Origin of the sequence: Thermogemmatispora carboxidivorans (assembly GCF_000702505.1) — a bacterium.
Lineage (GTDB): Bacteria > Chloroflexota > Ktedonobacteria > Ktedonobacterales > Ktedonobacteraceae > Thermogemmatispora > Thermogemmatispora carboxidivorans.
On record NZ_JNIM01000001.1, the window covers coordinates 3986747 to 4001361 of the forward strand.

The 14615-nt window shown below is 60.5% G+C and carries 13 protein-coding genes and 1 pseudogene; 11 read left to right on the plus strand and 3 right to left on the minus strand.

Annotated features, from left to right (window positions below):
• The first annotated feature begins 21 nt into the window (after positions 1-21).
• Both N688_RS15645 and N688_RS15650 read left to right on the plus strand, forming a co-directional pair.
• The gene (locus N688_RS15645; RefSeq protein WP_052890151.1) at positions 22-987 is read left to right on the plus strand and encodes a mechanosensitive ion channel family protein; all 966 of its coding nucleotides are present in this window, start codon (positions 22-24) and stop codon (positions 985-987) included.
• Between the two features lie 104 nt (positions 988-1091).
• Positions 1092-2042 (plus strand): LLM class F420-dependent oxidoreductase, encoded by a 951-nt coding sequence (locus N688_RS15650; RefSeq protein ID WP_052890152.1) that lies wholly within the window; start codon positions 1092-1094, stop codon positions 2040-2042.
• A 1620-nt stretch (positions 2043-3662) separates the two neighbouring features.
• Here the strand turns inward: N688_RS15650 and N688_RS24030 are convergent.
• Positions 3663-3908 carry a hypothetical protein gene (locus N688_RS24030; protein WP_420341006.1) on the minus strand — a complete coding sequence of 82 codons (246 nt, stop codon included), beginning with the start codon at positions 3906-3908 and terminating at the stop codon, positions 3663-3665.
• Between the two features lie 341 nt (positions 3909-4249).
• On the opposite strand from N688_RS24030, the pseudogene N688_RS24035 reads away from it, so the two are divergent.
• A pseudogene (locus N688_RS24035) lies at positions 4250-4351 on the plus strand (LLM class F420-dependent oxidoreductase); the annotation flags it as partial.
• Positions 4352-4768: 417 nt separating this feature from the next.
• Positions 4769-5629 (plus strand): zinc ribbon domain-containing protein, encoded by an 861-nt coding sequence (locus tag N688_RS15670; protein ID WP_156025455.1) that lies wholly within the window; start codon positions 4769-4771, stop codon positions 5627-5629.
• Between the two features lie 62 nt (positions 5630-5691).
• Here the strand turns inward: N688_RS15670 and N688_RS15675 are convergent, their stop codons facing one another.
• Positions 5692-6813 carry a winged helix DNA-binding domain-containing protein gene (locus N688_RS15675; protein WP_052890157.1) on the minus strand — a complete coding sequence of 374 codons (1122 nt, stop codon included), beginning with the start codon at positions 6811-6813 and terminating at the stop codon, positions 5692-5694.
• A gap of 244 nt (positions 6814-7057) precedes the next feature.
• On the opposite strand from N688_RS15675, the gene N688_RS22920 reads away from it, so the two are divergent.
• From N688_RS22920 to crcB (N688_RS15695), 4 genes are read left to right on the plus strand one after another with little or no spacing between them, the layout of a single operon-like run.
• Complete coding sequence (locus N688_RS22920) at positions 7058-8425, plus strand: DUF190 domain-containing protein (RefSeq protein WP_052890158.1); 1368 nt, start codon at positions 7058-7060, stop codon at positions 8423-8425.
• Positions 8409-8801: a DUF190 domain-containing protein gene (locus tag N688_RS15685; protein ID WP_162179576.1), complete on the plus strand. Its 393-nt coding sequence runs from the start codon at positions 8409-8411 to the stop codon at positions 8799-8801. Before N688_RS22920 ends, N688_RS15685 begins: the two co-directional genes overlap by 17 nt.
• Entirely contained in the window at positions 8798-9184 is a 387-nt protein-coding gene (crcB, locus tag N688_RS15690; protein WP_052890160.1) for a fluoride efflux transporter CrcB, read from the plus strand. Before N688_RS15685 ends, crcB (N688_RS15690) begins: the two co-directional genes overlap by 4 nt.
• Positions 9184-9774, plus strand: coding sequence for a fluoride efflux transporter CrcB (crcB, locus tag N688_RS15695; protein WP_052890161.1), 591 nt, complete (start codon positions 9184-9186; stop codon positions 9772-9774). The genes crcB (N688_RS15690) and crcB (N688_RS15695) overlap by 1 nt, the downstream gene beginning before the upstream one ends.
• A 253-nt stretch (positions 9775-10027) precedes the next feature.
• On the opposite strand, the gene N688_RS15705 is transcribed toward crcB (N688_RS15695), so the two are convergent.
• Positions 10028-10636 carry a TetR/AcrR family transcriptional regulator gene (locus tag N688_RS15705; RefSeq protein WP_081838905.1) on the minus strand — a complete coding sequence of 203 codons (609 nt, stop codon included), beginning with the start codon at positions 10634-10636 and terminating at the stop codon, positions 10028-10030.
• A 307-nt stretch (positions 10637-10943) separates the two neighbouring features.
• Between N688_RS15705 and N688_RS15710 the strand changes: the two genes are divergently transcribed.
• The 3 genes from N688_RS15710 (at position 10944) to N688_RS15720 (ending at position 14556) form a co-directional block, all read left to right on the plus strand.
• Positions 10944-13127, plus strand: a complete 2184-nt coding sequence (locus tag N688_RS15710; protein WP_052890164.1) for an acetate--CoA ligase family protein — start codon at positions 10944-10946, stop codon at positions 13125-13127.
• A 97-nt stretch (positions 13128-13224) separates the two neighbouring features.
• Positions 13225-13689, plus strand: coding sequence for a Zn-ribbon domain-containing OB-fold protein (locus tag N688_RS15715; RefSeq protein WP_052890165.1), 465 nt, complete (start codon positions 13225-13227; stop codon positions 13687-13689).
• Between the two features lie 60 nt (positions 13690-13749).
• On the plus strand, positions 13750-14556 hold the full coding sequence (locus tag N688_RS15720; RefSeq protein WP_052890166.1) for an enoyl-CoA hydratase-related protein: 807 nt from the start codon (positions 13750-13752) through the stop codon (positions 14554-14556).
• Positions 14557-14615 lie beyond the last annotated feature (59 nt).

The window sequence follows — 14615 nt, forward strand, 5'->3', positions numbered from 1 at the left end:
CAGCAGAGGTGGTGGTTGTCTATGAGCTTGCAACCGTTACTGCAGTCGCTGCTGAGCGTGGGCACCAGCCTGCTGGCCTTCGTTCCTCGCCTGGTGAACGGTCTCATTGTTTTGTTGGTCGGCTACCTGCTGAGCTGGCTCGTCCGCTGGCTGTTGCGCTTCCTCTTTCGCCAGACCCGCCTGGAGCTGCTCTTTGAACGCATTGGGCTGAGACGCTCGCTGGCAGCACTCGGCATCCGTATCCCTCTGAGCGAGCTGCTGGCTCAGCTGGTCTTTTTCTTCCTGTTGCTGAGCTTCTCGATCCAGGCCGTGGAGCTGATGGGATTGACCCCAGTGGCAGACCTTCTGCAGGCTGTTCTGCTCTTCTTGCCCCGGGCTATCAGCGCCGCCCTCTTGCTCTTGTTCGGCTCGCTCCTGGCTCGCTTGCTGGGCAACACCATAACGGCGGTCGCACGGAATGTCAATATTGCCTATGCAGGAGCGTTGGGCAGGCTGATCGAGTATACGGTGGTGGCCTTCCTGTGTGTGCTGGCTCTGGCGACACTCGGCGTTGAGACGACGCTGCTGACTACCAGCCTGACCATCATCGTGGCAGCAGCGGGCCTGGCTATTGCGCTGACATTCGCCTTTGGGACACGCGAGGTGGCCCGCCATGTGATCGCCGGCTACTATGTGCGCCAGCAGTTCCGACGCGGTCAGCGGCTGACGCTGGGCGATTATAGCGGTACGCTGCAGACGACGAGCGGGGCCTATACGACGCTAGAGATCCAGACCGAGGATGGCAGTCGTCGCCTGCTTGCTCTGCCGAATGCGTTACTGCTGCAGGGGGTCACCATCAGTGAGGAGCCTCCTCCCGCCCGCACAACCACGGCAGAGACGCCAGGCCCGGGCGAGACTCCAGCTTCAGCTTCAGGTCAGACACCCTCTGCGTCCGAGGGTGAACAAGGCTCTGAGCCAGCATCCGGGCCCGGCCCTGGCCAGAGCTGAGAGATCCGCTCGGCAGGTTCGGCATTCTTGCCCGCATCGGACCTGTCGAGCACGCTGTCATCGTGAGTGCCCAATGAAGGGAAGAAAGGAGAGACAAGCAGACTATGCACTTCGGGGTGATTGTCCCGCAAGGCTGGCGCCTGGACCTGGTGGCTGTCCCTGATCCCGTGGAGGCCTATGAGGCGATGACCCGCGTCGCCCGTGAGGCGGAAACCCTCGGTTTTCACTCGATCTGGCTCTACGACCACTTTCATACGGTACCTGTCCCCACGCAAGAGGTGACCTTCGAAGCGTGGATGTCTACCGCCGCCCTGGCACGCGATACACAGCGTGTCCGTATCGGGCAGATTGTAACCTGCAATAGCTATCGCCATCCAGCCCTGCTGGCCAAGATGGCCAGTACGGTCGATGTGCTGAGCCACGGTCGCTTGATCCTGGGGATCGGCGCCGGCTGGTATGAGCAGGAGTATCGCGCTTACGGTTACGAGTTCCCTTCTACTGCGGAGCGCCTGGCACGCCTGGGCGAGGCGCTCCAGGTGCTGCGAGCCATGTGGACCCAGGAGGAGGCTTATTTCGAGGGCCGCTATTATCAGGTGCGAGGCGCGATCAATCAGCCCAAGGGCGTGCAGCGTCCGCATATCCCGATCTTGATCGGTGGCAGCGGCGAGAAGGTGACGCTGCGCCTGGTGGCCCTCTATGGCGATGCCTGTAACTTCGGTGGCGATGTCGAAACGGTTCGTCATAAGCTGGCAGTGCTGCGCCAACACTGCGAGGCCGTGGGACGCGATTATGAGAGTATCTGGCGCACGGTGATTATCGACGAGTGCGCTATCGCGGAGAGCGAGGCGGAGGCGGTGGCTAAGCTGCGCCCTGAGCAGCGCGCCAATCTGGAGCAATTGCGCCGTACGCAACTGATTGGTACTCCGAAGACCATCCGCTCCCGTATCGCTGAATATGAGGCTTTGGGTATCCAGGAGTTGATTATCCATTTTGTGGATGCCGCTACCAATCTCGAAGCGCTTCGGCTCTTTGCCCGTACTTGCCTGTCTGTCTGACCAGATATCAGATCTGATCGACTTATTCCGCTTCCCGAAGGCTGCCCACTGTCTCTTTGAGAACACTTCTATGTCGCCGAGTCTTCTTGCTTCCACTTGGATGACAAGAGGATCTTGGCGACTCTTTTGCATATTTTGCATTGACAGTGATCTCCTCTGAGTGCTATACTACCTAATCGATACATATAAATAAATTGGATGGTGGGTGAGCGAGGAAACCCGCAACTGGTAGTACGCTCCTCGACCTGCTTTAGCGGGATTTCGTTGCCAGCCATGTCAAGTGAGACTACCAGCCACGGGACGGCGCTTCTGCGAGCTGTGAATGGCCCAGGGCAGTGCTTGCGAGCAGGCTTGTTCGCCCAAAGGGCCGACTGCCCCGATTTGCCAGGAAGAGGCAATCTGCACCTCACATGGCCTCATAGTAGTTAGAAGGTAACGTTTATGTTCTGCATCTACTGTATTGCACAAAATGATGATAAAGCTCTTTATTGCCAGCAGTGTCATAGAACTCTTCCACCTCTAGTTTTGAAATCTGCCCCCTCTAGTCAGTTCACAGAGGAGGGCAGACCTTACGCGCTGGCTACCTATTCAGCCACGGCAACCAGCGCAGTGCAGTCAACGGCACGGCCAGCAGCCAGCAAGTGGAGCAGTTGATCACGTGCCTCTGGTACAGCCCTACACCCGCTCTACCTCTGGCTATTACCAGACCACCTGGTATGACCCACCGGGCTTTGTCATGAACTGGGTGCAAGATCACATGAATTTCACGTATGACGGAACATACGTGGATTCGGCCTCCTACTGGGATGCCTGGTTCGATCAATGGGACGGGTGGTATCAGGCCCAGCATAGCAATGGATACTATTGGGGTTCTAACTACACCAGTATAACCGCCTGGACTTATGCGGTCCACGAGAACGATGTGTTCTGCGCGCTCCAAAGCACATACGTGACCTACAGCGATAACAATTTGGTCGCGCACGGGTCAGGAAGCGTCGGCGGGTATGTGTCAACGTGGGACAGCGGAGGCTGCTCTTCCTGGCTACACTACGACTCATTCGTTAGTGGCGGCGCGTAGGTGCAGGCGCAGACACTGCCTCACTCTGGCTTGGGAAAGGGAAGACTCTTATGTACAGGCAAAGTATCATGTGGGCATGTGTGGCCGCGCTCGCGCTCATGGCCCTTGTTCTTGCGCAGGAGTCGCCCAGGCAGCCCCAGCTACTCCTACGTGTGGCATGACTCGCAGCGTCCCAATGATCGTCGGTCCAGTTCACTGCATCACGTCTCCGCAGGTCTATCGGACACCGAATGCCCAGTTCTTCGATCTCACGCGCTTGCCGCTCCACCTTCTCGCACCGGGCTACTACGTTGTAGACGGCCAGGCCGTCGGCAGCCACTACGAATACGCTTATGACTTGCACGCATCCCACGGGTCAGTGGTCGCAGCCATCGAAGTGGCGATTGATCCTGTTGCGCATACCGAGCTGATCGAGGTTGGCGTACCGGCGGCAGACTCATCAACCGCTCCACAAGCGCCCGCGACAGGCGAATCTGCGCGGAATGAGAAACAGGTGCAACCATCGAATCTCATCCGGTACAGCTCTGAAAGGCGCTGTTTCATCAGGAGGTCTGCAACATGAGAACACTCCAGCGGATCGAGGGTCTGAGCGGTGCATTTGCCAGCATCCTGGGGCTGGCGGCCCTCCTCGTCGTGATCTTTGCACCACTTGGCACGTATGGCCGCACCAGCACCATAGTGGTCACCCCCGGATCGGGACCAGGCACGGCTGGCCCGACGACCACTCGGTCGGTCAGTCTGGTAGCAACAGGCATCTCGGCAACGGCGGCATACTTCCTTGCCTTCATCGCGCTCGTGATCCTTGGCATTGGCATCAGCGCAATTGTGCACAGCCAGACCCATTCTAACGCATGGCGAGCGATCCTGTGGCTCACCACTGCTTTGCTCCTGGCTGGTGTCGTCGTCGCGATACTGGGTGTCGGCCCCTTCCTCTTGCCAAGTCTGCTCCTGGCTTTAGTAGCGTCGGTGCTGGCCGGCCTCAATCGGCCCACGGCAGCCTGGCAGGGGGGAGACTGCTCCTCTGCCGAGGACTGTTTTTGGCAGCCCAAGTGGCCCACGCAAGGAAGAAAGGAGAGACAAGCAAACGATAGATTTCAGGGTGATTGTCCCGCAAGGCTGGCGCCTGGACCAGGAGAAGGCCTATTTCGAGGGCCGCTATTATCAGGTTCGTGGGGCCATTAATCAGCCCAAGGGCCTGCAGTGTCCGCCTATCCCGATCTTGATCGGCGGCTGCCTGCGCCTGGCAAGAGTCTATTGGCAAGGGAATGATTCGGAGATTTTGCACTCTAGCCTTCGAAAGCACACTTTCTCCTTACTGCATTGACAAAGCAGCTAGCAGATGATATTATCAAAAAACACTACTGATGCTCACCGCGATGGAAGGGCAGACGCCAGCGAGCTGCTCAGAGCGGAACGGGTAGTGTCTTGACGCCTTCGTGGCAGCTCGCCCGGCTGTCTTGTCGTCGTGGGGAAGGTATCTCTACTGTCTCTCCACGCTCACTTTGCTCCCCCGTCTAGAGCCAGAGAGCGCCAGATACACTTTGGATCGATAAAATACGATTTCCAGGTTTTTCTAGTTTTTCCTTCCTCAGCTGACAAGTTGCTGGAATAGAGAGATGCAGAAAATGCTTACCAGGGAAGTGTGATCATGTTCTGTACTCGCTGTGGTGCTGCTAATGCCGAGGAAGCATCTTGTTGTCAGCAGTGCGGTCAGCCCTTGCCTGCCGCTGCGCCAGTTTCAACCACTACTCCCCCCCTCGCTGGGGCCAGCGAGAGTGAGCAGACCTCATCATCGTCCGCCGGCCAGGAGGCTGCGAATCGGGCAGATCGGAAACCGGCCTCAGAGGCGACGCTCTCTCATCAGTTGCAGCCCCCTGCTTCGCACACGAGTGGCATTGGCATTTCCAAGCTGCCAGCCGGTTCCGGGACTACCGCCAGGAGCCAGATGGTCTCCGATCCCGCTCGTACACAGTCTGAGTGGCCACTCAGGACTCTGGTTGCCCAGGGCATCATGCCTTTGCGGCGAGATCAGGCGAGTATGGTGATGCTGATCGGCTGCGCTGCCGGCGTGGTGGGCTTCTTTTTGCCGTGGATTCAGCTGGATGGCTTTGATCCTCTCCTGCCAGCGCATTTCTCTATCAGCGGCCCCAATTTCGGGCTGACAACCTGGCTGCTGCTGCTGGCGCTGGTGTTGCAGGCTGCTCTGGCAGCAGGAGAGTCCTGGTTTCTGAAGAATAATCCGCGGCTGGTGGTCTGGCTGCCGGCCCTTCCCTTGATCATTGGCTCTTTCGTTCTGGCGATCGCAGTCTATACGCTCGGCATTGGCTTCCGCTTAGAGGGTTTGCTGGACCTGGTGAGGCCTCCTGCAGGGTCGATGCCAACTGAGGCGGGACCCAATATCGGAATCGGGCCAGGCACTTACCTGACGTTGCTCGGGAGCCTTATCGTGCTGGGGAGTGGCGCCTATCGCCTGGCTCGCTTACTGCTGCAGGCCCGTTTCCCGCAATAATGGTCCCTGACCAGGACAGGACCAGGCTACAGAATCTGCCTGAAGCGGGCCGGGTCGCCTGGTCAGGAGGGTCTCAGGATCTGGACCTCCGATTGCCCCGCCTCTCCTTGAGGGGCTAAGAAGGTCAGCAGGCGCTCCCCTTCGGCGAGGAGTTCATCGCCTTGATCCGCCGACAGCGTGGTGAAGGGTGTGATGAGGAGCTTGCTGTGCCCCTGCTGTCGCTGAATGGTCCAGATGCCGGCAACGAAGCCGTCGACAAGAATGGTTGGCAGCACGCGCCCAGGTGGCAGCAGGACAGCTTGACGGTAGCTGGCCGGTAGGATGCGCTCGCGTCTGGCATAGGCAAGGAGCACGTTGTCGAAGTCGGGGAGAAAGCGCACCGGCGCAGGCCTGTCTGCCGGTGGCAAAGGTTGATCGGGGAGATCAAATAGCTCTTGACCTTGCTCATCGCGATAGAGGTGCAGCTCAGCGCGCATTGAGCGCAGAACCGGCTTCAGGTTGCCCAGGCCCGACCAGGTCTGCAGGTCGTTGAGACTGGCTGGCCCAAAGGCCGCCAGGTAACGCCGTACCAGCAAGCGTAGACCCTCCTCGGGCGGCCACGGCTCTCCTTCTTCACGAAGCCAGTCGAAGGCAACAGCATAGTGTGGGTTGTTGCTGAAGCCCCAGGCACCTTGATCGGGGACCTGGACCAGAGGAAGCTGCATGCGCACGAGATAGGCGATGTAGGCCGGCTCTAGCTCAGGAAAACGCTCGGCCAGACGCTGACGGAGCACCGCGAAGGTAGAGGGGCCTTCCTGCAGAAGGCTGCGCGCCGCCTCCAGGACAGCGGTCTGGACCGCAGGATCACCTCCACGACGAAAGAAGGACTGCAATGAGCGCGCGAGGGCCGGCTGCAAAGCCGGACGGAAGCGCACATAGTCGGCAGCACTGACTAGATGCAAGGTGGCACGCATCAGGGTGGCGCGGACGATCTTCCGCTGGTGGAGAAGATCCAGCAGCGCGCGTCGATGAAAATGATGCAGACGTGTCCAGAGTCCTATAAAAGGCGGTGCAGGCAGCTGGGCCTGCAGGCCAAGCAGGTGCTCACTGGCCTCCAACGGCGAAACCTCAACCCGCTCCAGGAGCCACTGACGAGCCAGCGTGGCGCGATTGAGCTGACGTCGATTCAGGGTAGACGTAGTCATTGCCCGGCAAGGTTCCCCTGTCTTCACGTGTTTCTGATTATATTCTCCTTCACCGGTCGCCTGGCGGAAAGAGCGGATCAGAGCAGAGCGGGACAGCATTGCCACTGACTCTCGCTTTGTGCTATCCTGCAAACAAGACCTGGTGATGCGGGGCGACAAGATCCATCCCAGGCTAGCAAGTAACACAACGATTAGAGAGAGGATACGCAGGCAGCAGAGAGAGCGAGGCCGGAGAGGGAAAACTGTGCGACCTGAAAAAGCCCACGTTCTTACCATTTACCTTGGCGAATCGGATCAATGGCACGGGCAGCCGCTCTATGTTGCCATGCTGCAGCTGCTGCGCGAGGAGGGCTGTGCCGGAGCCACAGCCATGCGGGCGATAGCTGGCTACGGCGCAAGCGCGCGGCTGCATGCGAGTCAGGGACTACGCTGGTCTTCGGATGCCAGCATCGTCATCCAGGTCATCGATCAACCAGCGCGCATCGAGCGTCTGCTCCCGCGCCTGAGCGCTATGCTGCGCGGCGGCCTGATCACCCTGCACGAGACCGAGGTGGTTCACGTAACACCACTCCTGCGCTCGGGATTGCCGGCTCGTCGTCCGGTGCGTCAGGCCATGACCACCCATTTGACCACTGTTGAACCGGAGACGCCATTAGCCCAGGTACTCACACTACTGCTGCGGGGGCCATTCCGTGCCCTGCCAGTTGTTGATCGGGAGCAGCATCTGCTCGGCCTCATTACCACCGGTGACCTGATCAGAACGGGTGCCCTGCCGCTGCGTCGCGGCCTGGTGCGCACGGCTCTCGCTCTGGATGAAACAACCGCCGACCAGATGCGTACCCCTTTGACGCAGGCGGGACAGAGCGCACGTACTGCAGCAGACGTCATGAATCGTCAGGTGCGCACAGTGCGTCCCGAGCAATCGCTGCGCGAGGCGGCTCATCTCATGCTGGAGACGGGCCTGCGTCGTTTGCCGGTCGTGGAGCGCGATAAGCGACTGGTTGGCATGCTCTCACGCACAGACCTGCTGCGCGCAGTGGCCACCAGTCTCCTGGCCAGCGAAGCCGAGGAGAGGGAGTCAGGACTAATGGGAGGCGTCGCGAGGCAGACCAACAGCTCCGCCGCCTCGGCGCCGGTCAGGAACTATCTGCGCTCCGAGGTAGCTACCGTGCACGAGGATGCCCCTCTGTCAGAGGTGTTTGAGGCCCTCCTGCAGTCGCCGCTGAAGCGCGTGGTGGTCATTGACGATGGGCAGCATGTCAGGGGCATCATCAGCGATGTCGATCTGCTGGCGAGCTTGCAGGAGGAGCTGCGTCCTCGCCTCTTGTCCTGGCTGAGCGGACTGGCACGGGGTCGGGAGCAGCACGCTTCTGGCGCCAGTCCATCTTTAGGCCCTCAGCTACACCGTGCCGGGTGCGCGGGCGAGGTTATGAACCGCACAGTGGTAACCGTGCCTGCCACAGCAACGGTCTCAGAAGCGATTGCCCTGATGATGAGAACGGGCCGGAAGGTGCTGCCAGTGGTGGACGATGATGGGCACCTCGCTGGGATCGTTGGACGCTCTGATCTGTTGCGTGTCCTTCTGGAAGATGGTGATGATGCTTCATACTAACGGTTCTGGTCACGGAATAACTCAGCAGCAGCCGCTTTCCCGCCCTGGGAAACGGCTGCGGATCTTTGTGGGTGAGGCCGAGGAGTGGCAGGGCCGGCCTCTCTATCGAGCCATCCTGGAAGCAGCCCAGCGCCACCAGATAGCCGGGGCTACGGTCTTGCGCGGGATCGAGGGCTTTGGGCCAGATCATCACCTGGCCAGTGAGCGCCTGCCTGATATTGCCGATAACCTGCCTTTGTTGATAGAACTGGTTGACAGTGAGGAGCAGATCGGGCGCTTCTTGCCTGTCTTGCAGAGCATGGTTCGTCACGGCCTGATTACTGTGACGCCGGTGACGATCGTGGCTCTGTCAACCTGGCAGGAGTGGCCACGATGACGCTGGTGGCATTCGGGCAGTTGCTGGCCACAGGGCTGGCGGGAGCTTTAGGAGCCTTGAGCCGTTATGTGCTCGGGCGCTTTATTGCGGAGCGGGTGACGACGGCCTTCCCGCTGGGAACATTGGTGATCAACCTGACCGGGGCTTTCGCCATTGGGCTGGTGTTCGGACTGACGACGGAACATGTGCTTCATGCGGCGCTACAGAGTGTGCTGGCTACCGGCTTCCTGGGAGGCTACACGACCTTCAGTACGATGAGCTGGGAAGGGGTAGAGCTGCTGCGTGGGGGCAGTAGCTGGCTGGGCCTGCTCTATCTGATTGGCAGCGCCTTGCTGGGCCTGCTGGCCGCGGCTCTCGGTCTGGCTCTGGGGAGGTGGCTCTAGTGGCTCAGAGGCTCTCGACACGGCGGCGCCTGGGGATGGTTGCTCTGGGCGGCTTCTGTGGGACACTGGCGCGAGCCTGGCTCAGTCCACTCCTGCAAGCCTGTTTTGGCAAGAGTTGGCCCTACGATATTTTGTTGATCAATCTCAGTGGCGCCTTTGCTCTGGCGCTGGTCACGGTATTGGCGGAGGCCACTTTTCTGATCGGACCTACCCGCCGCCTGCTGATCACAGTTGGCTTCCTGGGCGCCTACACGACCTTTAGCAGCTTGGCCCTGGGAGACGTCTTGTTGCTGGCCGCCGGGCGCTGGCTGGCTGCTGCTCTCTATCTGTTGGTGAGTCTAGTCGGCGGGATTGCCGCAGTGTTGCTCGGCCAGTGGCTAGGCGGGCGCTGCCTGGCCTTACGTGGCTGGTGGCGGGCGCGACGGCGGCAGCGCCTGCGTCGGGAGGCACGGCCTGCTGATCTGCAGGCCATCCCTGCTCAGAGCACCGTCGGACAAGCCGCAGCAGAGCCAGTCGCCGAGCTGCCAACTCCGCCGCCTGGGGAAAAGCAGGCCCAGGCAAGCCGCCAGGGAGAGGAGGGATGGCCTTAGCTGGCCAAGCCCTGCACAGAGTCAGGCTACAACAGGGACGACCAGGAGATCAGCCCAGTCCAAGCAGCATTGGAGCCAGCCCTCAACCTGAGCACCAGCGTTGGCCAGGAGCACTGTTGACCCGCTCTGCTCTGGGTAATGGATAGAGAGAGGGGTATGGCCTCGATAGCACTGGCGGTGCTGAAGCCATCAGTGAAGACCTCACCCTCGTCCTCCATCTCAATCCTTTGGTTCCAGGTCAGCGAGGGAGAGGCTAGGAATTGGCAACAGCACCTGCCAGCACCATGTCAATCAGCCGCTCAAGATAGTGATCCAGTTGCTGCAGCATCGGTTCATAGAGGTGCTGGGGCGTAGCTAGCAGATGGTTGAGCACCGCCCCGGCCACAAGATCGGTCACCAGGGTCGCCGAGGCAGTGGGTGGTAATTCGCCCCTCTCAATCGCACGATGCACAATGGCACGCGCCGCGAGAATGGCTCTGCCAAAACGCTCCTGCATCGGGCCTAGGAGTTCAGGCCGCGCCCGAGCCTCTACGGCTACACGCAGCACCAGCCAGCCCTCCGGCCCAAGATAGAACGAGATCATCTGACGCGCAAAGTTGAGCAAATCCAGACGGACCGAGCCGCTATCGGTTAATTGCAATGGCAGGGTCCGCGCCTCCAGCGCGTCAAGCAGGAGTTTTTCTTTGGTGGGCCAACGCAGATAGAGTGCGGCTTTGCCAACACTGGCGCGTCGGGCAACGGCGTCATACGTCAGACCAGGCCAGCCCACTTCGTTATAGAGCTCAAGCACTGCAGTGTGAACCCGCTGCTCTAGCTCCGGATCACGCGGCCTCCCAATTGTGCCAGTCTTTCGCACTCCCATGTCACCTATTGTAGCATAGTATCGCCCACCGTGGTTCTATCCCTCTGGCTATCCCACCTACTCCTCCCCTTGACAGCCTCCTCAGTCTTGGGTACAATTACAGACACAAATCGTCTGTTTTTCGAAGGCGAAGGAGCAGCGCCCACGCGCACCAGCGTAGTGCGTCGCAGCAGACCAGGAAGGAGCTGACTGTCGACGGGCCAAAGGACGGAGCAGGCCAGCCATGAGCGGCAGCTCCCCATGAGGGCCTGGTGCTCAGCTCTGGTGCCGGCTCAGTTCCTCAGTGATGACACAAGGAGGCCACGCAATGACGCAGCCATCAGTCGGGCCACAGGGATCACAGACGGCCCCCTACTCTCCGCAGCGATTGCAACGGCTTTTTCATCCCGACAGCATTGCCGTGATAGGAGCGTCAGAGAAATCCTCATGGTCCTGGAACCTGCACCAGGTCCTCCATGATGGGCACTTTACCGGGCCGATCTACTACGTGAACCCGCGTGGCGGCACTATTCACGGGCAGCCGGCCTACCCGAGGCTCAGTGCAATCGGCGCGCCAGTTGACCTGGCCCTGATCATTGTTCCTCCCCAGGCCATTGGGGGCGTCTTACAAGACATGGCTGAGACGGGGGTACGTAACGGCGTCGTTATCACCTCTGGCTTCGCTGAGCTTGGGGGTGAGGGCGAGCGGCAGCAACAAGAGTTAGCGGCTTTCGCTCGTGCTCACGACATTGCTCTCCTCGGGCCTAACTGCCTGGGCTACATTAACGTTGCTGCCGACATCCCTGCCATGCCCAGCCCATACCCTCCGGTGATCAAAGGGCACGTGGCCCTCATCTCGCAGAGTGGTGCACTGACCAGCGCGCTTTTCAGCTACGCCTATGTTCAGCACGTTGGTCTAAGCGCCCTGGTCAGTACAGGGAACGAGGCCGTTATTTCCCTCTCAGAAGTCATAGACTACTACATAGAAGATGAAGCCACCAAAGTTATTGCCCTTTTCATGGAGAGCGTGCGCCATCCCGACTATTTTCGTCGTGTTGCAGAGAAAGCGCTGGCACGAGCCAAACCCATCGTGGTCCTCAAGATCGGGCGGAGCGAGCACAGCGCGCGTATAGCCCAGGCCCACACTGGGGCCCTGGTTGGCGATGATCGCACGTATGACGCGCTCTTCCGTCAGCTGGGCATCATTCGCGTCGATTCCATCGAGGAGCTCCTCATTACAGCGGAGACGCTCACACACACAGGGACAGCCCTGGGCAAGAGACTGGCCTTCGTAGCGCTCTCAGGTGGCTCTTGCGATCTGGCTGCTGATTACACCTACCAGTATGGGATCGAGTTACCGGACTTCAGTGAGACTACCAAGGAGGCCCTGCGCACGCTGGTGCCCGCCCTGGGAGCAGTCAACAACCCGCTTGACACGACTGGGGTCGTTGTCAATCAGCCGCAGCTCTTCGAGCAGATTCTTCAACACGTCGGGGCTGATCCCGGTATCGACCTGGTCGTCTGTGCCCACCCGCTGCCCTCCGAAGCGCAAAGCGAGCAAGGACGCGCTTTCTCTGTCCAGTTTCTGCAGTATATTACGGCGGGACTCAGCAGTAGTCGTCATCCGGCGTTTCTTCTGGACTTCGTGAGCAGCGATATCAGTGAGCCAGCCAGAGAGGCCGCTGATCGCTACGGCTGGCCGCTCCTACCGGGTGGCATTCAGCGCGGGCTACAAGCCCTGGCTAAGGCGATGTGGTGGGCAGAGCACCAGCGGCGCTTTCAAGAGCAGCAAGAGCGAGGTGGCTCACAGGCTGAGTCACTCATCTCAGCGCCCGCAAGGCTCACAGGGTTGCCAAGAGGCAGTTGGTCAGAATGGCAAGTACGTCAGCTACTTGCGGAGTACGGCATTCCAGTCGTACCAGCCCAACTGGTACACAGCTCCGATGAGGCAGTGGCCGCGGCCCAACAGCTTGGCCTGCCGGTGGCCCTGAAGATTGTTTCGCCAGAGATCCTTCACAAAAGCGAGCTGGGAGGAGTGCGCCTGAACCTGAGCAGCGAACAGGAGGTTGCAGCCCACTTCGAAGATCTCATCAGTACCATCCGTGGCGCTCGTCCTCAAGCTCGGATCGAAGGTGTCCTTGTCAGTCCAATGCGACGCGATGGGCTGGAATTGCTCGTTGGTATCGTGCATGATTCTCTTTGGGGCAACGTCCTGGCTGTGGGCCTTGGTGGTCTCTGGGTAGAGGTTTTGCGAGATACCAGCTTGCGAGTCTTGCCGGTCTCGCGGGAAGATATTCGCCAGATGCTGGCTGAGCTGCAGGGACAGGCCCTACTCATGGGAGCCCGTGGCACCACACCGGCTGATCTGGAGCAGCTCGTGGAGGTAATCTATCGTCTCAGCCAGCTCGCCCAGGCTCTAGGCCCCTCATTGGAGGCCCTGGAAATTAACCCGTTGCGGGTACACGGCCCAGAGATCGAGGTTCTTGATGCGCTGCTGAGTTGGCGCGAGTGAGGTACTTCACCCGCCAACGAAGGGAGACATCCCTCTTGCCCCCGCCGTATTGAGCAGGGGAGAGAAACTTGCCCTGCCTGAGAGGAGATGGCGACTCATGACTGAATCCAACCACTCTCAAGCCAATCCCGGTCGCGCCGCTCTCCAGAAGCCCATTCCCATCCCAGACGAGGCTTCGCGCCCCTTCTTCGCTGGGGCCAGAGAGCGACAGTTGATGCTGCAGCGCTGCAGCGCCTGTGGTCGCTGGTGCTGGCCAGTCAAGGCGCGCTGTCCCGAGTGCTGGAGCTCGGCCCTGAACTGGACCCCGGCCAGCGGCAAAGGCACCCTCTACAGCTTCGCCCTCATGCACCAGCTCTATCATCCCGCCTTCGCCAGCGAGCTGCCTTACATCATCGCCGCTATCGACCTGGCCGAGGGCGTGCGCATCACCAGCACCATCGTCGGCTGCCCGCCAGACGAGCTGCGCATCGGCATGCCGCTGGAGGTCACCTTTGAACAGCTCAGCGAGGAGATCACGCTTCCCAAGTTCCGGCCCGCTGGCAGACCGGACAGCGACCAGTAAAGTGAGCAGGGGAGCCCAGTTCAGAGGTCCGTCAACTGCTTTTGATGCGAGGAGGCACCAGTGACGAACTATCAATATGTGCTCTACGAGAAGAAAGATCATATCGCCTATGTGACCATCAATCGCCCCGAGGTGATGAACGCCCTCCACGCCGCGGCCAACCAGGAGCTGACAGCGGTTTTCCGCGACTTTGTGGCCGATGAAGCGGCCTGGGTCGCCATCCTGACCGGAGCGGGCGAGCGCGCTTTCTGCGCCGGCAACGACCTGAAGGCAACGGCAGAGGCGACCGCTCGCGGCGAGGCGCCTTTCGCCTCCCGACAGGCCGCGGAGGGCCAGCCGGCTTATTTCGGCGGACTGATTGGGCTGGACTGCCCGAAGCCGATCATCGCCGCCGTCAATGGCGTGGCTGCCGGTGGAGGCTTCGAGTTGGCACTGGCCTGCGATCTGATCATTGCTGCCGAGCAGGCTCGCTTTGCCTTGCCGGAGCCGCGCGTTGGCCTGATCGCCGCCGCTGGCGGTATGCATCGCCTGCCGCAGCAGCTTCCGCTCAAGATCGCGATGGGCCTGCTTCTGACAGGCAAGTGGCTCTCCGCCCAGGAGGCCGCTCACTACGGCCTGGTGAATGAGGTGGTGCCACTGGAACGCCTGCGCGAGACGGCGGAGCGCTGGGCCGCCGAGATCCTGGAGTGCTCTCCCTTGAGCGTGCGCCTGACCAAAGAGTCCGTGCTGGCCGGCCTGGGTCGCCCGATCGAGGAGGCAATGGCAGCCGATCAGGAGCGGCTGCGCCTCCTGCTAGCCTCAGAGGACTTTCGCGAGGGGCCGCGCGCCTTTGTTGAGAAGCGGAAGCCGCAATGGAAGGGACGCTAGGAGCCAGCGACCAGAGCCAGCAGAGAGAAAGTGATTCTCATCACGTAAGCAGAAAGAGG